This is a genomic window from Streptomyces sp. NPDC043870, from assembly GCF_056435785.1.
Genome location: NZ_JBWKDT010000003.1, coordinates 212435 through 234428 on the forward strand (window position 1 = coordinate 212435; position 21994 = coordinate 234428).

17 protein-coding genes are annotated in these 21994 nt (G+C 71.7%); 12 read left to right on the top strand and 5 right to left on the bottom strand.

Annotation, left to right across the window (positions count from 1 at the left end; all coding sequences use genetic code 11):
- The first annotated feature begins 1 nt into the window (after nucleotide 1).
- Entirely contained in the window at nucleotides 2–2659 is a 2658-nt protein-coding gene (gene polA, locus AC0699_RS05500) for a DNA polymerase I (RefSeq protein ID WP_478656383.1), read from the top strand.
- Nucleotides 2660–2887: 228 nt separating this feature from the next.
- Here the strand turns inward: polA and AC0699_RS05505 are convergent, their stop codons facing one another.
- Nucleotides 2888–3736 carry a DUF4184 family protein gene (locus tag AC0699_RS05505; protein WP_478655974.1) on the bottom strand — a complete coding sequence of 283 codons (849 nt, stop codon included), beginning with the start codon at nucleotides 3734–3736 and terminating at the stop codon, nucleotides 2888–2890.
- Between the two features lie 224 nt (nucleotides 3737–3960).
- Here AC0699_RS05505 and AC0699_RS05510 point away from each other — a divergent pair, with 224 nt between their 5' ends.
- From AC0699_RS05510 to pgfA, 3 genes are all read left to right on the top strand, one after another.
- Nucleotides 3961–5652: a lytic transglycosylase domain-containing protein gene (locus tag AC0699_RS05510; protein ID WP_478655976.1), complete on the top strand. Its 1692-nt coding sequence runs from the start codon at nucleotides 3961–3963 to the stop codon at nucleotides 5650–5652.
- 250 nt (nucleotides 5653–5902) lie between these two features.
- On the top strand, nucleotides 5903–6040 hold the full coding sequence (locus AC0699_RS05515) for an SPW_0924 family protein (RefSeq protein WP_453658723.1): 138 nt from the start codon (nucleotides 5903–5905) through the stop codon (nucleotides 6038–6040).
- A 17-nt stretch (nucleotides 6041–6057) separates the two neighbouring features.
- Nucleotides 6058–7050 carry a cell envelope lipid trafficking protein PgfA gene (gene pgfA / locus AC0699_RS05520; RefSeq protein ID WP_478655978.1) on the top strand — a complete coding sequence of 331 codons (993 nt, stop codon included), beginning with the start codon at nucleotides 6058–6060 and terminating at the stop codon, nucleotides 7048–7050.
- On the opposite strand, the gene AC0699_RS05525 is transcribed toward pgfA, so the two are convergent.
- On the bottom strand, nucleotides 7040–9673 hold the full coding sequence (locus tag AC0699_RS05525; protein ID WP_478655980.1) for an ATP-dependent RNA helicase: 2634 nt from the start codon (nucleotides 9671–9673) through the stop codon (nucleotides 7040–7042). The two genes, pgfA and AC0699_RS05525, sit on opposite strands and share 11 nt — an antisense overlap.
- Before the next feature lie 4 nt (nucleotides 9674–9677).
- A complete protein-coding gene (locus AC0699_RS05530; RefSeq protein WP_469772479.1) occupies nucleotides 9678–10484 on the bottom strand; it encodes a class I SAM-dependent methyltransferase in 807 nt (268 codons plus the stop codon).
- Between the two features lie 371 nt (nucleotides 10485–10855).
- On the opposite strand from AC0699_RS05530, the gene rpsA reads away from it, so the two are divergent.
- From rpsA to AC0699_RS05550, 4 genes are all read left to right on the top strand, one after another.
- Nucleotides 10856–12352 carry a 30S ribosomal protein S1 gene (gene rpsA / locus AC0699_RS05535; RefSeq protein ID WP_453658727.1) on the top strand — a complete coding sequence of 499 codons (1497 nt, stop codon included), beginning with the start codon at nucleotides 10856–10858 and terminating at the stop codon, nucleotides 12350–12352.
- 318 nt (nucleotides 12353–12670) lie between these two features.
- Entirely contained in the window at nucleotides 12671–13609 is a 939-nt protein-coding gene (locus tag AC0699_RS05540) for a PAC2 family protein (protein WP_478655983.1), read from the top strand.
- A gap of 40 nt (nucleotides 13610–13649) precedes the next feature.
- Nucleotides 13650–14252 (top strand): dephospho-CoA kinase, encoded by a 603-nt coding sequence (coaE, locus tag AC0699_RS05545; protein WP_478655986.1) that lies wholly within the window; start codon nucleotides 13650–13652, stop codon nucleotides 14250–14252.
- 206 nt (nucleotides 14253–14458) lie between these two features.
- On the top strand, nucleotides 14459–14821 hold the full coding sequence (locus AC0699_RS05550) for a tetratricopeptide repeat protein (RefSeq protein WP_453658730.1): 363 nt from the start codon (nucleotides 14459–14461) through the stop codon (nucleotides 14819–14821).
- A gap of 69 nt (nucleotides 14822–14890) precedes the next feature.
- On the opposite strand, the gene AC0699_RS05555 is transcribed toward AC0699_RS05550, so the two are convergent.
- Nucleotides 14891–15166 (bottom strand): DUF6343 family protein, encoded by a 276-nt coding sequence (locus AC0699_RS05555; RefSeq protein WP_478655988.1) that lies wholly within the window; start codon nucleotides 15164–15166, stop codon nucleotides 14891–14893.
- Nucleotides 15167–15408: 242 nt separating this feature from the next.
- Between AC0699_RS05555 and AC0699_RS05560 the strand changes: the two genes are divergently transcribed.
- Nucleotides 15409–15840: a DoxX family protein gene (locus tag AC0699_RS05560; RefSeq protein ID WP_478655991.1), complete on the top strand. Its 432-nt coding sequence runs from the start codon at nucleotides 15409–15411 to the stop codon at nucleotides 15838–15840.
- 54 nt (nucleotides 15841–15894) lie between these two features.
- Here the strand turns inward: AC0699_RS05560 and AC0699_RS05565 are convergent, their stop codons facing one another.
- Nucleotides 15895–16230, bottom strand: a complete 336-nt coding sequence (locus AC0699_RS05565) for a hypothetical protein (protein WP_478655993.1) — start codon at nucleotides 16228–16230, stop codon at nucleotides 15895–15897.
- A 165-nt stretch (nucleotides 16231–16395) separates the two neighbouring features.
- Here AC0699_RS05565 and AC0699_RS05570 point away from each other — a divergent pair, with 165 nt between their 5' ends.
- The 3 genes from AC0699_RS05570 to AC0699_RS05580 are packed head-to-tail and all read left to right on the top strand — an operon-like array spanning nucleotide 16396 to nucleotide 21961.
- Complete coding sequence (locus AC0699_RS05570; protein WP_478655995.1) at nucleotides 16396–17436, top strand: slipin family protein; 1041 nt, start codon at nucleotides 16396–16398, stop codon at nucleotides 17434–17436.
- Between the two features lie 53 nt (nucleotides 17437–17489).
- Complete coding sequence (locus AC0699_RS05575) at nucleotides 17490–20588, top strand: DEAD/DEAH box helicase (protein WP_478655997.1); 3099 nt, start codon at nucleotides 17490–17492, stop codon at nucleotides 20586–20588.
- Nucleotides 20585–21961, top strand: coding sequence for an SWIM zinc finger family protein (locus AC0699_RS05580; RefSeq protein WP_478655999.1), 1377 nt, complete (start codon nucleotides 20585–20587; stop codon nucleotides 21959–21961). The genes AC0699_RS05575 and AC0699_RS05580 overlap by 4 nt, the downstream gene beginning before the upstream one ends.
- Nucleotides 21962–21994 lie beyond the last annotated feature (33 nt).

Here is a 21994-nt window from a genome sequence, read left to right on the forward strand (position 1 = left end):
CATGGACGGGCACTCCCTGGCGTACCGGGCGTTCTTCGCGCTGCCCGCGGAGAACTTCACGACCGCGAGCGGCCAGACGACCAACGCCATCTACGGCTTCGCGTCGATGCTGGCGAACACGCTGCGCGACGAAGCGCCCACGCATTTCGCCGTGGCCTTCGACGTCTCCCGCAAGACCTGGCGCTCGGCGGACTTCCCCGAGTACAAGGCGAACCGCTCCTCGACCCCCGACGAGTTCAAGGGCCAGGTCGAGCTCATCGGCGAACTGCTGGACACCATGAACGCGGTGCGGTTCGCGGTGGACGGCTTCGAGGCCGACGACATCATCGCCACTCTCGCCACCCAGGCCGAGGCCGCCGGCTTCGAGGTGCTGATCGTCACCGGGGACCGGGACTCCTTCCAACTGGTCTCGGACCATGTGACCGTGCTCTACCCGACCAAGGGCGTCTCCGAGCTGACCCGCTTCACTCCGGAGAAGGTCGAGGAGAAGTACGGACTGACTCCGCAGCAGTACCCGGACTTCGCGGCGCTGCGCGGCGACCCGTCCGACAACCTGCCGGGCATCCCTGGAGTCGGTGAGAAGACCGCCACGAAGTGGATCAACCAGTTCGGTTCGTTCGCGGAGCTGGTGGAGCGCGCCGACGAGGTCAAGGGGAAGGTCGGACAGGCCCTCCGCGATCACCTGGAGGCCGTCAAGCTCAACCGCCACCTGACCGAGCTGGTGCGCGACGTGGAGCTGCCCAGGTCCGTGGCGGACCTGGAGCGCGCGCCCTATGACCGGACCGCGCTGAAGGGGTTCCTGGAGGTCCTGGAGATCCGCAACCCGAGCCTGCGTGAGCGGCTGCTCGCGGTCGACCCGGGCGCGGTGGAGGACGAGGCCCCGGCTCCCGAGGCCGGCGTCGAGCTGGACGGCAGCGTGCTCGGCGCGGGCGAGCTGGCCCCCTGGCTGGAGCAGCACGGCGGGCAGCCGCTCGGTGTGGCGACCGTCGCGGCCTGGGCGCTCGGGGTCGGCAGCGTCAGTGAGATCGCGCTGGCGGCCGCCGACGGAAAGGCCGCCTGGTTCGACACCACCCAGCTCGACGAGGCCGACGAGCGGGCCTTCGCCGCCTGGATCTCGGACCCGGCCCGGCCGAAGGTCATGCACAGTGCCAAGGAGGCGCTGCGGGTCTTCCCGGAGCACGGCTGGGACATCGCGGGCGTCACGATGGACACCGCCCTCGCCGCGTATCTGGTCAAGCCCGGCCGCCGGTCCTTCGCCCTGGACGCCCTGTCCGTCGAGTACCTCCACCGCGAGCTGGCCCCGGCCGCCGCCGACGGGCAGCTGGCCTTCGGCACCGAGGAGGAGCAGGCCGAGGCCGACGCCCTGATGGCACAGGCCCGCGCGGTACTCGACCTGGGCGAGGCGTTCGGCGAGAAGCTCGGGGAAGTCGGCGCGACCGGGCTGCTGCACGATGTCGAGCTGCCCACGTCCCTGCTGCTGGCCCGGATGGAGCGGCACGGCATCTCGGCCGACCGCGCCCATCTGGAGGCGATGGAGCAGCAGTTCGCCGGCGCCGTGCAGCAGGCGGTGAAGGAGGCGCACGCCTCCGTGGGCCACGAGTTCAACCTGGGCTCGCCCAAGCAGCTCCAGGAAGTTTTCTTCGGTGAGCTGAACCTCCCCAAGACGAAGAAGACCAAGACCGGTTACACGACGGACGCGGACGCGCTGGCCTGGCTGGCATCCCAGACCGAGCACGAACTGCCGGTGATCATGCTGCGCCACCGTGAGCAGGCCCGGCTGCGCTCCACGGTCGAGGGCCTGATCAAGACGATCGCGGCGGACGGCCGGATCCACACGACCTTCAGCCAGACGGTCGCGGCGACGGGGCGTCTGTCGTCGACCGACCCGAACCTGCAGAACGTGCCGGTGCGTACGGACGAGGGCCGGGCGATCCGCCGCGGGTTCGTGGTGGGCGAGGGCTTCGAGTCGCTGATGACCGCGGACTACAGCCAGATCGAGCTGCGTGTGATGGCCCATCTGTCGGAGGACGAGGGCCTGATCGAGGCGTTCACCTCCGGCGAGGACCTGCACACGACGGTGGCGTCCCAGGTGTTCGGCGTCGAGCGGTCGGCGGTCGACGCGGAGATGCGCCGCAAGATCAAGGCGATGTCGTACGGACTGGCGTACGGCCTCTCGGCGTTCGGCCTCTCCCAGCAGCTGAACATCGAGGCGGCCGAGGCGCGGGCGCTGATGGACACGTACTTCGAGCGGTTCGGCGGGGTCCGCGACTATCTGCGGCGCGTCGTGGACGAGGCGCGGGCCACGGGCTACACGGCGACGATGCTCGGCCGCCGCCGCTACCTCCCGGACCTCAACAGCGACAACCGCCAGCGTCGTGAGGCGGCCGAGCGCATGGCGCTCAACGCGCCGATCCAGGGCACCGCCGCGGACATCGTCAAGGTCGCCATGCTCCGCGTCGACAACGCGCTGAGGGCTGCCGGGCTCACGTCGCGGATGCTGCTCCAGGTCCACGACGAAATCGTCCTGGAGCTCGCCCCGGGCGAGCGCGGCCGGGTCGAGGAGATCGTGCGCCATGAGATGTCGACGGCGGTGGAGCTGCGGGCGCCGCTGGATGTCTCGGTGGGCGTGGGCCCGGACTGGGAGTCCGCGGCGCACTGATCGGTGACGGGGGGCCGAGGGCCCCCGGTCAGTCCCCTCCGGCCACCTCGGGGCGGGGGCCGGGCTGTTGGTACGGGGTGCGGGGTTCCGGGGCGGCGGGTGCGGGGACGCCCCCGCACTCCCGTCAGTGCACGCACCGGCTCGGCCCCTGCTCTGACCGGCTCGGCCCTGCTCTGACTTGGCTCTGCCCGGCTCTGCCCGGCTCTGCCCGGCTCTGCCCGGCTCTGGTCAGGCGACGCCCGCGCGGTCGGCTTCGGGCACCGTCGTCGGCGCGGCGCGGCGCGCCCGGAGCCGTACCGTCGCGCCGTACAGCACGACGCCCACCACGAAGCCCGCGCCCGCGCCGAAGCAGGCCGTGGGGATGATGTCGAGGGGGGTGTCGATCCGGCCCCAGTACAGATACCAGCGCACACAGCGGTGGACGATCCCGGCCAGTACGCACACGGCGAGCAGCGCGCCGGCCGCTCGCCGGCCGCGTCGGTCGAGCGGCGGTACGGACGCGGGCGGGGCAGTCGTCGCCGGCAGCCGGCGCAGCGCCGAGACCGTGAACCAGACGAGGGCGATCAGGGCCACCGCCGAACTTCCGTACTGCGTGTACGTATAGAGGGGGAAACCGGCGACGGCCTCGCCGAGCACCGGCAGCATCCGCGTACCCCAGCGGTCGAAGTGGGTGAACGCGTCCCACACGATGTGCGTCGTCGCGCCGAGCGCCGCCGACACGTAGAACCAGAGCGCCGCGGCCAGCGGTGGCCGCTCCCGCCACGGACGACCCCGCAGCAAGGCGTACACCCGCCCCTGCCATCCGCGCGGCAGCAGCGCCAGCAGCGGGTCACGCACCATCAGCCACAGGCCGACGAGCGCCGCCGTGATGGCGACATCGACCGTCAGCACACCCAGTGGCCCATGCGTCACATCCCCGAACTCCATGGCTCCCGGAAGAACGCTCGCCGCAAAGTACGTCATATCGGGTGCGAAGGAACCGGCGACGAGCGCCGAGGCGAACAGCGGGCCGCGCGCCGTCCCGTTCCTGCGTATGCCCGGCAGGACCGCCGCGGCATGGCTGAGTGTGAACGGCATGGAGTCCCCCTGTGCGACCGTCTTCGATCAATGGCGCCCAGTATGCGCGATGCTGACCGCCCGCCATGCGAACGCGATGTCCCGCAGGTCGTGAATGGCCGGGACGTGAACATCAGGCGAGAGCGGCCGGGGGAGCGGTGTTCCGGGGCACCGAGTTGCCGTAGTGTCACCCGGGTCAATGCGCGGGGAGCGCGAACGGCCGTCGATGGGGAGGGAACAGACGTATGGCAGCGCAATTCGGCCGCCGACTGCGCAAGGGGGCCACCACCACTGCGGTGGCGGCGGTCGCGGTGGCCGCGCTCTCCGCATCCCAGGCGCCGGGCGTGACGCCCGCCTCCACCGGCGGTGACGGCCAGGAGTCCGGTTCCACCGAATCGTCCGGGACCTCGGCGACCGGCAACTCCCCGTACTACACGGACCTGCCCCCGCTCAACACCCCGAACAAGCCGGGTGCTTCAGCCGGTCTGCCGGCGACAGGCCCTGCGGAAGCGGGCATTCCGGCCACCGTGCTCGCCGCCTACAAGCAGGCCGAGCAGACCCTCGCGAGCTCCGACCCCGCCTGCCGCCTCCCCTGGCAGCTGCTCGCCGCGATCGGCAAGGTCGAGTCCGGCCAGGCCCGCGGCGGCCGCGTGGACGCCAACGGAACCACATTCAGCCCGATCCTGGGCCCGGTCCTCAACGGCGCCGGTTTCGCCAACATCTCCGACACCGACGGCGGCGCCTACGACGGCGACCGCACCCACGACCGGGCCGTCGGCCCCATGCAGTTCATCCCGTCCACCTGGGCCACCTGGGGCCAGGACGCCAACAGCGACGGCCGCAAGGACCCGAACAACATCTACGACGCAGCCCTCGCCGCCGGAAAGTATCTGTGCGCCGGTGGCCGCGACCTGTCCGTCCAGGCCGATCTGGACAAGGCGATCCTGAGCTACAACCACTCGCGGGAGTACCTGCGGACGGTCATGTCGTGGTTCGACTACTACAAGCGCGGCACCCACCAAGTGCCGGACGGTACGGGCGTCCTGCCGTCCGACCGCAGCGACGGCGGCACCGGAGCGAGCCCGACGCCCACCGCTCCCGTCACGCCCGGTGCCACCCCCGGCCCCAGCCCGAGCCCTTCGAAGCCCGGCGGCACCACCAGCCCGAGCCCTTCCACCCCCGGCGGCACCACCGAGCCGACCCCGCCCCCGACCACGAACCCCACTCCCTCGCCCACGGAGATGGTGTACCGGATCGAGGACGCGGACACCGGACAGCTCGCCGCCACCGCCGGCGGCACCTTCGCGGAGCGGATCAAGGTCCGTGCCAAGAACCGCGCGGGCCAGTCCGTCGTCGGCGCGGATCTCGTCTTCGAGATCGTCGGCGACACCGATGCCAGGTTCTCCGGCGCCAGGACCGCCGTGGTCGTCCGTACCGGCCCGGACGGGATCGCCGTCGCCCCCGCGTTGGCAGCGGGCGAGAAGACCGGTGACTTCACCGTCCGTGCCACCGTCGCCGGACGTGCGCTGCCCGGCCTCGACTACACCGCGACCGTCGGCCCCCGCCAGGCGGACGCGCTGGTACGAAACGGCGACAAGGAGCTGACGGCCGCGCCCGGCGCCGAGTTCGCCGACCCGGTCGAGGTCAAGGCCACCCTCAAGGGCGCCGCCGCCGCGGGTGTGGCGGTCACCGCCACGATGATCACGGCCGCCGACGATCCGGCGGGCAGCGGCGTCGAGAACACCAAGGGCCCCTACTTCAAGGACGCGGAGGGCAAGCCGGTACGCACCCTGACCGGTCTGAAGACCGACGCCAACGGCGCGCTCGTCCTCCCGAAGATCTTCGCCGACGACCAGACGGGCACGTTCCTGCTGCGCCTCACCACACCGGGCGGCGCGACGCTCACCGTCGAACTGAAGGTGGCCGCCCCGGCCTAGGCCGGGGCAAGGCCCAGGCCCGGACAAGGCCCAGGCCCAGGTCCGGACAAGGCCCAGGCCCAGGCCCAGGTCCGGACAAGGGCCAGGCCCTGGTTGCTTCCCGTACGCACACCGCCCCTTCGCCGCAGCACGGCGAAGGGGCGGTGCCGTTTGCGGTGCAACGTGTTCTCATCTCACGGCCGCGTTGCTACGGTGCCCCAGCCCTGCCGTCCTGACGCCGTATCAGATCCGTGCACCCGGGAGGCCGACCATGCGCGCCCTCGTCGCCGCCGCCATCGGGCTGGCCTCCGCGCTCCTCATCGTCCTGCTCATCGCGGTCCTCGAGGTGCCGCCCGGGGAGACCTCACCCAAGCCCCTGTACACCACCGTCCCCGGCCCCAAGCAGTAGCGGGAGGACCAGCCGCCATGCGCCGCAAAGCCAGCCTCGTGCTCCTGGCCTTCGCCGTCTTCTTCGCCGCCCTCGCGCCCGTTCTGCGCTGGTACGCCTTTCCGCGGCTCGCGAAGATACCGCCCAGCCAGTACCAGGAGATGGTGCTGGAGGCGAAGCCCGCGACCCTGCTGCAGTACGACACGATGCAGGCGAAGCAGGTCGAGAAGGTCACCATCGTCCAGACCCTCAAGGGCAATGTCGAGGAGTCCGAGAGGATCGAACGGGACGCCGGCCGTGACGTCGTCGTCTGGGACGGGCTGTCGTACCTCCAGGGCCCCGACGGCAAGATGATCTCCCAGATCCCCGAGCGCTACATCTTCGACGCCCACACCCAGGCGCCCGTGCACGCCACCGGCGAATCGGTCGACGGGGACCCGGTGCGGCGCGAGGGCATCGAGTTCAAGTGGCCCTTCCTGACGGAGAAGCGGGACTACGAGTACTTCGACGCCCAGCCCCGGACCTCGGCGCCCATCCACTACAAGGGGACGAGGACCTTCCGGGGGCTGGAGGTCTACTACTTCGAGCAGACGATTCCGTGGACCAAGGTGCCGTACCCGAAGACGATGCCGATGCCGGGCGTCGACTCGAGCACCCTGGAGAAGCAGACCGGCACCACCCGCTGGTACACGACCAAGCGGATGTTCTGGGTCGAGCCGGTCACCGGCGCGCCCGTCAACGGCGAGGAGATCCACACCGAGGAGCTGCGCGGCGGTTCGCTGCTCGGCGGCCGGGACAAGGTCACCGTGTTCTCCGGGCACGTGAAGATGCGCGAGGACTACGTCGACTACACCGTCGACCTGGTGTCCTCGAACCGCACGACGGTGCTTCTGCTCGTCTCGTACCTGCCGTGGGGATTCCTGACCCTCGGCGTGGTCCTGCTGGCGCTCTCCCTGTACCTGGAAGCACGGTCGCGCCGGCCGGAGGGGCCTGCTGTGGAGCGGCGACAGCCGGAGCCGGTCAACGCCTGACCCCGCGGCCGACCCCACGTGTGGGCTCCGCCGTCGAAGGGTCCTCGGGCCAGGGATGCTTCGGGTAGCGCCCGCGCAACTCGGCCCGCACGGCGCGGTATCCGTCGCGCCAGAACGAGGCCAGATCGGCGGTGACGGCCGCCGGGCGCCCGGCGGGGGAGAGGAGATGGACGAGTACGGGTACTCCGGCCAGACGTGGAGTCTCCTGAAGGCCGAACAGCTCCTGGAGCTTCACGGCCAGCACGGGCTGCTCACCGCCGTACTCGACCCGGATGCGAGATCCGCTCGGCACCTCGATCCGTTCCGGAGCGAGCTCGTCCAGGCGCACCGCGTCGCCGGTCACCCAGGGGAGCAGCCGCTGCAGCGCCTGTCCGGCGTCGATACGGGCCAGGCCCGCCCGGCGGCTCGCCCGGGACAGCTCCGGCTCCAGCCATTCGTCCGTGCGGTCCAGCAGGGCGGCGTCCGACACATCGGGCCAGGGCGCGCCCAGTACCCGGTGAAGAAACGCGAGCCGCTGCCGCAGGGCCCCGGCGTCCCGGGACCACATGAGCAGCCCGAGCCCCTCGCGCCGGAGACCCTCCAGCAGCGCCTCCCGTACGAGCCCGGGGTCCGGCTCCTTCAACGGCCGTACGGACAGCTCCACCGCGCCCAGCCGCTCCACGCGCCGGGCGACGACCTCGTCGTCCTCCCAGCGCACCTCCTCGCCCTCGGCGAGCAGATGGGACGCGGCGGTACGCGCGGTGCCCTCGTCCACGACGGCGGCGAGCCGCACCCGCGCGGACGCGGCCTGCGCGGCCCGGTCCGCCACGGCCACCGCCAGCCACGGCGCACTCCGCAGCCGCGACCCCTCCCCGAGCTCCGCACCGGTCCCGGACGCCATCAGGTACGCGCCTTCGCCACGCGCCCGCGCGACCCGCTCGGGAAAGGCGAGCGCGGTGACGAACCCGGCGACGGTGTCGTCGGCGAGGTGGCCTTCCCCCGGCGGGGCCGGATGTGCGGCCCGCCCGGCGACCGAGCGTGCCCCCGCGCCGGACGCGCCGGGGGCCGGGCGCGGAACGCGGGGTCCACCTGGCGGAGCGAGGGGGAGGGCGGGGGAGGACTCCCCGGCCGCACTCGCGAGCCGCCGCACCTCCGCGCGCCAGCGCGCAGCGTACGCGTCGCCGCCGCGGCGGGCCGTGCGCCAGGCCGCGGCGAGGTCGTCGCCGTACTCCCGTGGCGGCTCCTCGCTCAGCAGCGCCACCACTTCGGCGGCGCGGCGGGCACCCACCTCGGGCGTGCCGTCCAGCAGCGCCCTGGCGAGACGGGGGTGGAGACCCAGGCGGGACATGTGCACGCCGCGGTCCGTGGCGGTGCCCGACGGTCCGACGGCACCGATCGCGGAGAGGACCGAGCGGGCCGCGGCCATCGCCCCGGCCGGCGGCGGGTCCAGCAGGGCGAGACCGGCGGCGTCCGGATCGCCCCAGCAGGCCGCCTGCAGGGCGAACGCGGTCAGGTCCGCGACCTGGATCTCCGGCGCGGGGAAGCGGGGCAGCCGGACGTCCTCCGCCTCGGACCAGCAGCGGTACACCGCGCCCGGCGCCTCGCGGCCCGCCCGGCCCGCGCGCTGACGGGCCGCAGCCTGCGAGGCCCGTACCGTCGTCAGCGAGCCGATGCCCCGCGCATGGTCGGTACGCGGCTCCCGGGCAAGGCCCGAGTCCACCACGACCCGCACCCCCGGCACGGTCAGCGACGACTCGGCCACCGACGTCGCCAGCACGACCCGGCGGCCGGCGGCGGAGCCGGCCAGCACCGAATCCTGCACCGCCGACGGCGCCCGCCCGTGCACCTGCAGCACCTCGGCGTCCACGTCCGACAGCAGTCCGGCGACCCGTGCGATCTCGCCGACACCCGGCAGGAAACACAGCACATCGCCCGAGCGCTCGGTCAGCGCCCGCCGGACCACCGACGCCACGTGCGCCAGCAGTGCCGGATCCACCCTCATCCCGTGCGGCGGCCGCACGGGCCGGGCCGGGGGAGCCCACACCACTTCCACGGGATGCGCGACCCCCTCGGCCGCCACGACCGGCGCGTCGCCGAGCAGCCGCGCCCACCCCTGGGCGTCCGTGGTCGCCGAGGCCGCCACGAGCCGCAGCTCCGGCCGCAGCGCCGCCCGTACGTCCAGCAGGAACGCCGCCACCGTGTCCGCGTCCAGATGCCGCTCGTGGCACTCGTCGAGGATCACCGCATCGACACCGGCCAGTTCCTGGTCGCGCTGCAGCCGCTGCAGCAGCACACCCGTGGTGACGACCTCCACCCGCGTGTCCCGCCCGACGACCCGCTCGCCGCGCACGGTGAACCCGACCCGGCCGCCGGCCTTCTCACCCAGCAGCCACGCCATCCGCTTCGCCGCCGCCCGTGCCGCGATCCGCCGCGGCTCCGCGACCACGACCCGGGCGCCGGCCCTGCTGGAAGCGCTCCGCGCCGCGCCACCCGACAGCCCGGCCAGCGCGAGCGGTACGAGGGTCGTCTTGCCCGTCCCGGGCGGCGCGCACAGCACGGCGGTCCCGTGCGTGTCGAGTGCCCGCTCCAGAGCGGGCAGGGCCGTACGGACAGGCAGCTGAGCCAGGGCGTCTTCGCGGATCACGCACTCAGTCTCGTACGCAGACGAAGATCGCCGTGCCCGGGATCAGATTCCCGCGCAGCGGCGACCAGCCGCCCCACTCCTGGCTGTTCCAGGCCGGCCACTCCGGCTCGACCAGGTCCACCAGCCGGAAGCCCCCGGCCACCACGTCCCGCACCCGGTCGCCGATCGTCCTGTGGTGCTCCACGTACACGGCACGCCCCTGCTCGTCCTGCTCGACGTAGGGCGTGCGGTCGAAGTAGGAGGCGGCCACACTCAGCCCCTCGGGGCCCGGCTCGTCGGGGAACGCCCAGCGGATCGGATGCGTGACCGAGAAGACCCACCGCCCGCCCGGCCGCAGGACACGCCGCACCTCACGGAACACCTTCACCGGGTCGGAGACGAAGGGCACCGCCCCGTACGCCGAGCACGCCAGGTCGAAGGAGGCGTCGGCGAAGGGCAGCGCCCCCGCGTCCGCCTCCACGAGCGACACGCCGTCGGCGCCGATCCTCAGTGCGTGCTGGAGCTGGCGGTGCGAGAGGTCCAGGGCCACCGGCCGCGCGCCCTGCGCCGCCAGCCAGCGCGAGCACTGCGCCGCGCCCGCGCCGATCTCCAGGACGTCCAGCCCCCTGAGGGACTCCGCGGGACCCAGCAGCGCCGCGTCCGCCTCGTCCAGCCCCTCCGGACCCCACACGAACCGGTCGTCGCCCAGGAACGTCCCGTGCTCGCTCTGGTACTCGTCCGCGTTCCGGTCCCACCAGCCACGACTCGCCCGGCTGCTCTCCGCGTCACCGGCGTCACGCCGGGTCGCTTCCGGTTCGTACTCTTGGATCATCTCGCCCGTCGTTGTACGTTGCTGAGACCTCGCCGGGAAGCGCCGCGGACGTGTCGCGGACGAGCGAGGCGTGGCCATCGTGGCCTCGGCAAACCTTAGTTGTGCCGGGTATGCGACGATCCGCCCCGGGTGGGGGCCTTCGCGCATTGACCGTGCCCTGCCGCGCCCTTATGCTAAAGGTTGCGCTGCGGGCTTGCGCGCCTCAGACGTAGCAGGCCGCGCTCGCATCTGTTGTATGTCCCCTCGGTTTTCGAGGCGCCTTTCCTCTCGGGTTGGCGCTTCCTTGGCTGTCCGGCTTCTTCAGCTGCGATACGGGCTCTCGGCGTAGCAGTACCTACGACTTCAATGTCCGTACCGGAGCCCTTTCCCACATGACGAGCAGCACCGAGACCACCGCCACCACCCCGCAGGTTGCGGTCAACGACATCGGTAACGAGGAAGCCTTCCTCGCCGCGATCGACGAGACGATCAAGTACTTCAACGACGGCGACATCGTCGACGGCGTCATCGTGAAGGTCGACCGGGACGAGGTCCTGCTCGACATCGGTTACAAGACCGAAGGTGTCATCCCGAGCCGCGAGCTCTCGATCAAGCACGACGTCGACCCGAACGAGGTCGTGGCCGTCGGCGACGAGATCGAGGCCCTGGTCCTCCAGAAGGAGGACAAGGAAGGCCGCCTGATCCTCTCGAAGAAGCGCGCGCAGTACGAGCGTGCCTGGGGCACCATCGAGAAGATCAAGGAAGAGGACGGCATCGTCACCGGTACCGTCATCGAGGTCGTCAAGGGTGGTCTCATCCTCGACATCGGCCTCCGCGGCTTCCTCCCCGCCTCCCTCGTGGAGATGCGGCGCGTCCGCGACCTCCAGCCGTACGTCGGCAAGGAGCTCGAGGCGAAGATCATCGAGCTGGACAAGAACCGCAACAACGTGGTCCTGTCCCGCCGTGCCTGGCTGGAGCAGACCCAGTCCGAGGTCCGCCAGACGTTCCTCACCACCCTGCAGAAGGGTCAGGTCCGTTCCGGCGTCGTCTCCTCGATCGTCAACTTCGGTGCCTTCGTGGACCTGGGTGGCGTCGACGGTCTCGTCCACGTCTCCGAGCTGTCCTGGAAGCACATCGACCACCCGTCCGAGGTTGTCGAGGTCGGCCAGGAAGTCACCGTCGAGGTTCTCGACGTCGACATGGACCGCGAGCGTGTCTCCCTGTCGCTGAAGGCGACGCAGGAGGACCCGTGGCAGCAGTTCGCCCGCACCCACCAGATCGGCCAGGTCGTCCCGGGCAAGGTCACGAAGCTGGTTCCGTTCGGTGCGTTCGTCCGCGTGGACGAGGGCATCGAGGGTCTGGTCCACATCTCCGAGCTGGCCGAGCGCCACGTGGAGATCCCGGAGCAGGTCGTCCAGGTCAACGACGAGATCTTCGTCAAGGTCATCGACATCGACCTCGAGCGTCGCCGGATCTCGCTGTCCCTGAAGCAGGCCAACGAGTCCTTCGGTGCCGACCCGGCGTCGGTCGAGTTCGACCCGACCCTGTACGGCATGGCCGCGTCCTACGACGACCAGGGCAACTACATCTACCCCGAGGGCTTCGACCCGGAGACCAACGACTGGCTCGAGGGCTTCGAGAAGCAGCGCGAGGAGTGGGAGCGCCAGTACGCCGAGGCGCAGCAGCGCTTCGAGCAGCACCAGGCGCAGGTCATCAAGAGCCGCGAGGCCGACGAGGCCGCCGCTGCCGAGGGTGGCCAGGCCGCTCCGGCCGCTGCCGGTGCCACCGGTGGTTCGTACTCCTCGGAGTCGGACGACACCTCCGGCGCCCTGGCCTCCGACGAGGCCCTGGCTGCCCTGCGCGAGAAGCTGGCGGGCGGCCAGAGCTGACGCTCTGACGCCGAGCGCTTCCAGCGCTTGCCGCACGGCTGACAGCAGCTGAATGAGGCCCGCTCCCCTTCGGGGGAGCGGGCCTCACTCGTGCTCACTGTTCGTGCTCACTGTTCGTGCTCATCGCCCGTGCTCATCGCCCGTGCTCGAGGACTCCTGTTCAAGGACTCCTGTTCAAGGACTCGTACGGACTCGCACTCAAGGACTCGCGCCCAGCCGGTTCGTCCAGGCCGACGACGACGGATCGGATACCCGCCCCGGGAATGACCGCACCCGCCGTGATGTTGGCAGATGTGACATGGAGGAGGGGCGGTAATCGTGCTTGATCCGCAGGGTTTGTACGAGTGGGATCAGAAGGGCCTGGCAGTCGTCGACGTGGCCCTCGCGCAGGAGTCGGCCGGGCTGGCCATGCTGTACCACTTCGACGGATACATCGACGCGGGTGAGACCGGCGAACAGATCGTCGAAACGCTGCTGGACTCGCTTCCGCACCAAGTCGTCGCCCGCTTCGACCACGACAGGCTCGTGGACTACCGGGCGCGCCGCCCGCTGCTGACCTTCCGGCGCGACCGCTGGACGGACTACGAGACCCCGGCCCTGGAGGTCCGGCTGGTCCAGGACGCCACCGGCGCACCCTTCCTGCTGCTCTCCGGACCCGAACCCGATGTCGAGTGGGAGCGGTTCGCCGTCGCCGTCCGGCAGATCGTCGAGCGTCTGGGCGTACGCCTCTCGGTGAACTTCCACGGGATCCCCATGGGGGTGCCGCACACCCGCCCGGTCGGCATCACGCCGCACGGCAACCGCACGGATCTCATGCCGGGCCACCGCAGCCCCTTCGACGAAGCCCAGGTGCCGGGCAGCGCCGAGTCGCTCGTCGAGTACCGGCTGATGCAGTCCGGGCACGATGTCCTCGGTGTCGCCGCGCACGTACCTCACTACGTCGCCCGCTCCACCTACCCCGATGCCGCGCTCACCGCCCTGGAGGCGATCACCGCCGCCACCGGACTGGTCCTGCCCGGCGTCGCACACGCCCTGCGCACGCAGGCACAGCGCACCCAGACCGAGATCGACCGGCAGATCGGCGAGGGTGACGAAGAGCTGGTGGCCCTGGTGCAGGGGCTTGAGCATCAATACGACGCCATCGCCGGCGTCGAGTCGCGCGGCAGCCTGGTCGCGGAGCCGGTGGATCTGCCTTCCGCAGACGAGATCGGCCGCGAGTTCGAGCGGTTCCTGGCCGAACGGGAGGGCGACTCCTAGGCCCGGCAAGATCCACCCGACAGGGCCTAAGCTTCCGCTCATGCTGAAGGTGGGCCTGACCGGCGGGATCGGCGCCGGCAAGAGTGAAGTGTCCCGGCTCCTCGTCTCGTACGGAGCCGTGCTGATCGACGCCGACAAGATCGCTCGCGAGGTGGTCGAACCCGGGACGCCCGGGCTCGCGGCCGTCGTGGAGGCGTTCGGGCCGGAGATCCTCACCGCCGACGGGACCCTGGACCGTCCGAAGCTCGGCTCGATCGTGTTCGCGGACACCGACCGGCTGGCGCAGCTCAACGCGATCGTGCACCCGCTCGTCGGGGCGCGGTCGGCGGAGCTGGAGGCCGCGGCGGGACCGGATTCGGTGGTGATCCACGACGTACCGTTGCTCACCGAGAACGCTCTGGCCCCCCTCTACGACCTGGTCGTCGTCGTGGACGCGGCACCGGAGACCCAGCTGGACCGGCTCGTACGGCTCCGTGGAATGACCGAGTCCGAGGCACGGGCGCGGATGGCCTCTCAGGCCACGCGTGAGCAGCGGCGCGCCATCGCCGACCTCGTCATCGACAATGACGGGCCGCTCGAAGCGCTGGAACCTCAGGTACGGAAGGTCTGGGGGGACCTGACCGAGCGCGCGCGTCGCGGCTGACGCTGCGCCCCGGCTCCGTCCGCGGCTCCGCGGCTCCACGGCCGGGATCTCGTGCGACCGCGGCGACCCGCGCGAGATCGTCCTGCCCGGCCATGGGCGCACCGCATCGACTTGAGCTTCGTGATCGCCGGACGACTGCCGTGATCATCGGAATACCGATGTGGCGCGGCATGTTGAATCCGCGAAGCGTTGGGAAGGATGCGAGCGTGCCCGAGACGAACCCGGAGACTCACGTCATCGACTTCCGCGCGGCCGAGCAACTGCTCGCGGCGCGGGACCCGCGCGGTGCGGTGAAGCTGCTCGACTCGGTGATCGCGGCCCATCCCGAGAGCTTCGCGGCCCGCCTCCTGAGGGCCCGTGCCTACTTCGCGGCGGCCATGCTCCGCTCCGCCGAGCGTGAGTTCCGCCTGATCGTGGAGCGCGAACCGGACAACGCCTACGCCCACTTCGCGCTCGCCCGCACCCTCGAACGCACCAGCCGGCCGGACGAGGCCCTGCGCCACTTCCGGCTGGCGGCGGCGCTCGACCCCAAGCCCGAGTACGTGGCAGCGGCGCGCTTCGAGGCGTGACCCGCCGCTGCGCGGCGGGTTCGAGCAGCGCCTTTCAGCGTCGCGCCTCAGGTGTGTGCCGGCGGTGTACTAGTGGCGTGCTCGTGGACCGCCGCGGTCCGGTTCGTACGGAGGGATGTCCGGGCCGGGTTGGTAATGCGGCCCCTGGTGGAGACGGTGCACCACCCACAGCAGATCGGCCATGATGATCACGCAGAGCACCGCGCAGGTGATCGCCCAGCCGGGGTGCCCCGTGACCGCGAAGGTACCTAGGCCCACAACGGCCCAGATCAGGCCCCATACACTCAACCAGAACCGCAGCCGCAGGGGACTGCGTGCGGTCGTGGGTTCACTCCCAGTGCGCATGGCAATCGCCTCTTCCACTCCAGGATGTACCCGGAGGGCCCGGCCGCACCCGGAAAGTCCGGACGATGGTGCGAACAGCGATGAGTTCGGAGGGCGTTCTCGGTCTGACTCTGTGAAAGCGAATCCGAGTGCTTGCACGGAACGCGTGCACGGAATGTGTGCGCGCAGTGCCTGCGCAAGGTGCGTGCACGGATCGTCGGCACGCGATGCCCACACAGAACGCTCGTCCGAGGGAGATCTCCATGTCCGCCGCCACCTCCGCGCCCGCCTCCGTCGGGACCGCCGGGATCAGCCGCCGCACGCACCTCACCGTCCGTACACTGCAGATCGTTCTCGCCCTGTTCCTCGCGATCCCCAGCGCCGTGCCGAAGCTCATCGCTCACTCCTCCGCCACGGAGGCCTTCGACAAGATCGGCTTCGGCGACTGGTTCATGTACACCACCGGCGCCCTGGAGCTGGCCGGTGCGGTGGCCCTGGTGATCCCGGTCCTCTCCGGGATCTCCGCGCTGGCGCTGATCGGGCTGATGATCGGCGCGTTCGTGACCCAGCTGACCGTTTTCGACGGGCAGTACGCGATCACTCCGGTGCTGGTGGCGGTGCCGCTCGTCGTCATCGCCTGGGTCAGGCGGCAGCACAACGCCGAGCTCGTCGCGCTCGTCCGCCGACGGGCGTAGCCCGGCCGTCCCCCACCCCGTCCCTGCTCCCCGTCCTCTCTCGCTGTCCCTGGCTCAGTGGACGAAGCCGTAGCTGCGCCAGGGCGACGTACCGGGAGCGATGTTGTCGAACAGCGTCGTCGGGATGTACGCCGAGTCGCCGCCCTTGCAGTCCGGCGTCGGGTAAGCGACGAGGTCGACCAGGGTGGCGTTCTCGATCCGGAAGGCACCGCCCGCCGAGAGTTCGTGACACCCGTCGACCTCGGGGTTCGACACCGTGACGGCCTGGCCCCCCTCGGTCTGGTAGTTGACGGTGCCCAACGCGGTCCGGCCAAGGCCGGAACAGCCCGCGACGGCGAGGGTCAGGAGCACTGCCCCGGCGGCGATGCCGGGACGCCGGTGATCGGACATGGCTGGTCCTCGTCTGTGGTGCCGGACTCGTGCTCGCCACCCTGCCGGACAACCGGCACGGCGGCACCCCAGGTGCAGCCGCACAGGGGATCCGGACGCTCGACCGGGGGTCACGACAGGAATACCGTTGAAGCGGGGACCGAGCGGACGGCAGGGGGTGCCGTAATGGTCGAAGAGCTGGTGGCGGCGGGTGTGGCGGCAGGATCCGCCCTCCTGGTGTACGGACTGGCCGCGGCCAAGGTCGTCAAGCAGTACGAACGGGGCGTGGTGCTCCGTCTCGGGCGGCTTCGCAGCCGTGTGCGCGAGCCGGGATTCACCATGATCGTTCCGATCGTGGACCGGCTGCACAAGGTGAACATGCAGATCGTGACCATGCCGGTGCCCGCCCAGGAGGGCATCACGCGCGACAACGTCACGGTCCGGGTGGATGCCGTCGTGTACTTCAAGGTGGTGGACGCGGCCGATGCGATCATCAGCGTCGAGGACTACCGCTTCGCCGTCTCGCAGATGGCCCAGACATCGCTGCGCTCGATCATCGGAAAGAGCGAACTGGACGATCTGCTGTCCAACCGGGAGAAGCTCAACCAGGGCCTGGAGCTGATGATCGACAGCCCGGCACTCGGGTGGGGAGTGAGCGTCGACCGGGTGGAGATCAAGGACGTGTCGCTGCCGGAGACGATGAAGCGCTCGATGGCTCGGCAGGCGGAGGCCGACCGGGAGCGCCGGGCCCGGGTCATCAACGCCGACGCGGAACTCCAGGCATCGAAGAAGCTGGCCGAGGCGGCGCACCAGATGGCCGACGCGCCCTCGGCGCTGCAGCTGCGGCTGCTTCAGACGGTGATGGCCGTGGCCGCCGAGAAGAACTCCACGCTGGTGCTGCCCATTCCGGTGGAGCTGTTGCGGTTCCTGGAGCGTGGCTCGCAGGTCGCCCCGGAGGCCGCTTCGGAGGCCGCTTCGGAGGCCGCTCCGCAGGCCGCGGCACAGGCCTCGGCGCAGGCCGACTCGTCGAACGTGCCGGTCACGTCGAACGAGCCCGCCACGTCGAAGGAACTGGACGAGCAGCAGCCGGCGGCGCTGGAAGGGCTGGCGGCGCTGGCGAGCCTGGACTTGCCGGTGTCGGACCTGCCGGAGGCGTCGGAGGAAGCAACGGATACGTCGCTGGAACGTGAGGTGGACCCTCAGGACGCGGTCGACAGGCCGAGGTGATCGTCACCGCGCAGGTCGGAGGGCGCTGAGGGGCATTGTCAGACCCCGCCCGTATGGTCGTGGTTCCAAGGACTCGACCGGTGAGTGGGAGGGGAGGTGCCCCGCACGTGTTGCACACCTGTGCCGCGGTGTTCGTGCCGGCCGTGCTGCCGCGAGAAGGGCGGGTCGCCTTCTGGAGACCGGACGGAGGCGCGCTTCCGGTCGAGACCGCTGCTCTCGGGGTGGCCGGTGAGGCCGGGAGCGCCGGCGGGTACGGGGGCGCCCGCGAGTCCGGAGAGTACGGAGGTGCCGGCGAGTCCGGAGAGTACGGAGGTGCCGGCGAGCCCGGCGAGCTGACGGTCGTACGGCCGCATGGAAAGACCGTCCGCAGCCGCACCGTCCCCGCCGTGCTGCTCCGCGTTGCCGACGCCGTACCGGTGCTTGTCCGCGCCCGCCACGACGCGGCGGCCCACCCCGCCGCCGCATGCTGGGGAGCCGCCGCCCTGCATGCCCTGCAGCTGGCCGCGCGTGGCCGGCTGCTGCCCGGTCTGACCGCCGACGACCACGACGCCTGGCGGGCGGGCCCGCTGGACGCGGAGGACATCGCCCAGCTCCGGGCGATCGCCGCCGCCATGCCTCCCGAGGCGCACGCCACCCCGCTGCCGGACCTGCGCCCCCTTCAGCTGCCCGACCCCGAAGCCCTGATCAGGTCGTTCCTGGACGCGGTCGCGGACACCCTGCCCCGTACCCCGGCCGCCGAGCACGCGGCCGGCCGGCCGTTCGCCGCCATGGCGCCGCAGCATCTGCCGGACGCCCGTGACTGGGCGGCGGAGGTCGCGGCCGGGATGGACGCGGGCGTACGGATCTCGCTCCGCCTCGACCTGTCGGCCTACGAACTGTTCGACCTGGCCGAGGAAGGCGGTGACGAGCGGCAGGCGGGCGCCGCTCTCCTCCAGGTGCACAGCCTCGCCGATCCGACGCTCGTCCTCGACGCCGCCCGGCTCTGGGCGGGCGAGGGCGACGAGCACTTCGGGCCGCGCGCCCGTATCGACGCCGTGCTCGCCGTGCGCCGGGCGGCCCGCGTGTGGCCACCGCTCGGCCGGCTCATGGAGCGCGAGGTCCCCGACGTGCTGCCGCTCACCGAGGACGAGCTGTACGAACTGCTGGGCGAGGCCACGGCCCGCCTCGTCGCCGCCGGAGTCGCCGTCCACTGGCCCAAGGAGCTGGCCCGGACGCTCAGCGCGGCCGCCGTCGTCCGGCCGCCCGCTCCCGGCTCCGCCACCGACGGCACCCCGTTCTTCGACAGCGAGCAGCTCCTCAGGTTCAACTGGCAGCTCGCTCTCGACGGGGACCCGCTGACCGAGCGCGAGATGGACGCGCTCGCCGAGGCGCACCGCCCCATCGTCCGGCTGCGCGACCAGTGGGTCGTGGTCGACCCCGACCTCGTGCGCAAGGCGCGCAAACGGGAGTTGGGGCTGCTGGAGCCCGTGGACGCGCTGGCCGTGGCGCTCACGGGTAGCGCCGAGGTGGACGGGGAGACGGTCGAAGCCGTTCCGGAAGGTGCGCTGGCCGCTCTGCGCGACCGCCTCACCGAGGGCCCCGCCGCCCTCGCCCAGCCGACGGGCCTCGACGCCACCCTGCGCGACTACCAGCTCCGCGGCCTCGCCTGGCTGGATCTGATGACCTCGCTCGGACTCGGCGGCTGCCTCGCCGACGACATGGGCCTCGGCAAGACGGTCACGGTGATCGCACTCCATCTCCACCGCGCCGAGCAGCGTGCCCGGCTCCATGCCGAGCAGCGTGTGCGACACGGTGCCGGGCAGGCTGTCCAGCACGGCGCCGAGCGTGTCCGATACGGTGCCGGGCAGGCTGTCCGACCCGGTGCCGAGCAGCGTGCCGGGCACCACGACCGCAGCGCGCCCACGCTCGTCGTCTGCCCGGCTTCGCTGCTCGGCAACTGGCAGCGGGAGATCGCCCGTTTCGCGCCGGCCGTGCCCGTGCGCCGCTTCCACGGCCCGGAGCGCAGCCTCGACGTCGGCCCTGACGGCTTCGTCCTCACCACCTACGGCACGATGCGCACGAGCGCGGCCGAGTTGGCCGGCCGGGACTGGGGCATGGTCGTCGCGGACGAGGCGCAGCACGTCAAGAACCCCTTCTCCGCGACCGCCAAGGCGCTGCGCACCATCCCCGCCCCGGCGAGAGTCGCCCTGACCGGCACCCCCGTGGAGAACAATCTCTCCGAGCTCTGGGCTCTCCTCGACTGGACCACGCCCGGGCTGCTCGGCCCGCTGAAGTCCTTCCGGGCCCGTCACGCCCGCGCCGTCGAGAACCAGGAGCACATCGAGAACGAGGCGGCCGTGGAGCGGCTCGCCCGCCTCGTCCGTCCCTTCCTGCTGCGCCGGAAGAAGAGCGATCCCGGCATCGTGCCGGAGCTGCCGCCCAAGACGGAGTCCGACCATCCCGTGCCACTCACCCGGGAGCAGGCATCGCTGTACGAGGCGGTCGTGCGCGAGACCATGGCGCAGATCGAGGGCGCCGAGGGCATGGCGCGCCGCGGCCTCGTCATGAAGCTGCTGACCTCGCTCAAACAGATCTGCAATCACCCGGCGCAGTATCTGAAGGAGGACGCCGCCCGCCTCACCGCCCGCTCGGGGAAACTCGCGCTCCTCGACGAGCTGCTCGACACGATCCTCGCGGAGGACGGGTCGGTGCTGGTCTTCGCCCAGTACGTGTCGATGGCGCGGCTCATCTCCGCACACCTCGCGGCCCGGGCGATCCCGTCCCAGCTGCTGCACGGCGCCACCCCGGTGGCGGACCGGGACCGGATGGTGGACCGCTTCCAGTCCGGCGAGATCCCCGTCTTCGTCCTCTCCCTCAAGGCCGCCGGCACCGGGCTGAATCTGACCCGTGCCGGCCATGTCGTCCACTACGACCGCTGGTGGAACCCGGCGGTGGAGGACCAGGCCACCGACCGGGCCTACCGAATCGGCCAGACCCAGCCCGTGCAGGTCCACCGCCTCATCGCGGAGGGCACGGTCGAGGACCGTATCGCCGAAATGCTGCTTTCCAAACGGGCGTTGGCGGACGCGGTGCTCGGCTCCGGGGAGGCGGCGCTGACCGAGCTCAGCGACCGGGAACTGGCCGATCTCGTCTCCCTGAGGAGGCCGTCATGAGCCCCGAGCTGCCCGGTCGCCCCCGTGGTGCGCAGGACCCGCGCCGCAGGGCGGGGCTCCGCCGGGACGCCCTGCGCCGGCCGGACGACCGTCGGCGCACGTTCCCGGCGCTCGCCCCGCGCTCCGGCGAGCAGACCTTCGCCGCGTCCTGGTGGGGCAACGCCTGGGTGGACGCGCTGGAGGACACCGCCCTCGATCCGGCCCGCCTCGCCCGTGGCCGCGCCTATGCCGGACGCGGCCAGGTCGACGCGATCACCGTCACGCCCGGCCGGGTCACGGCGTACGTCCACGGCACCCGGCCGCGCCCGTACCGTACGGAGATCCGGCTGCGGACCCTCGGCGACGCCGACTGGGACCGGCTGCTCGGCCTGGCGGCCGCCCGGCCCGACCACATCGCCGCCCTGCTCGACAAGGACGTCCCGCACGCCCTCGCGGACGCCGCCGACCTGCTGCCGGCTCCAGGAGATCTGATTCCCGACTGCTCCTGCCCCGACGACGGCTTCCCCTGCAAGCATGCGGCCGCCCTCTGCTACCAGACGGCACGGATCCTCGACGAGGACCCGTTCGTGCTGTTCCTGATGCGCGGGCGCGGCGAGCAGGAGATCCTCGCCGAGCTCACCCGGCGCAACGCGACCATCTCCGCGGCGGCCGAGCGGACCACGGAGCAGGGGCACGGCACCACGCCGGTCCTCGCGACGGTCACCGCGCGCGAGGCCCTCGCCCCGCGAACGCTGCCACCCCTTCCGGCCCCACTGCCCGTGCCCCCGCACCCCGGGCGCCCGCCGGTCTACCCGCAGACCGCCGGATCCCCGGATGCTTCCTCAGCCTTCGGCCACTCAGCCTTCGGCCAGGGTCACCACCGTCTCGATGCGCTCGCCCTCGACCTCCTCGCCACCGAGGCCGCGGCCCGCGCACTCGCCACCGTCCAGACCGGCCAGGACCCCATCGCCGGCCTCACCCTCTGGCAGGACGCCGTCCGGCTCGCCGCCGCGCACCCCGGCTCCGGCCTCACCGCATCCACCCGCGCCCTGTACACCGCGCTCGCCCGGGCCACCGACCGCACCGTCACCGATCTCGCCCGCGCCGTGGCCGCCTGGCGGCAGGGATGCCTCGCGGGGCTGGCCGTCCTGGAGGAGGAGTGGGACCCGCCGGCCGGGCCGTTCGACCGGGCCCGCCCCGCCCTGATCGCCGCGGACTTCCCGCACTTCCGCCCCCGGCGCAACCGCCTCTCCACCACCTCCCTGCAGCTGCGCCTGGGACGCGACGGCCTCTGGTACGGGTACGAATCGGACCCGGGCCGCGAGGACTGGTGGCCCCGCGGCATACCCGACCAGGACCCGGTCGGGGCGCTCACCACGCTGCTCGGCCGCTGACGGGTACGCTCGGAAAGCTCGTCCGACAGCCGG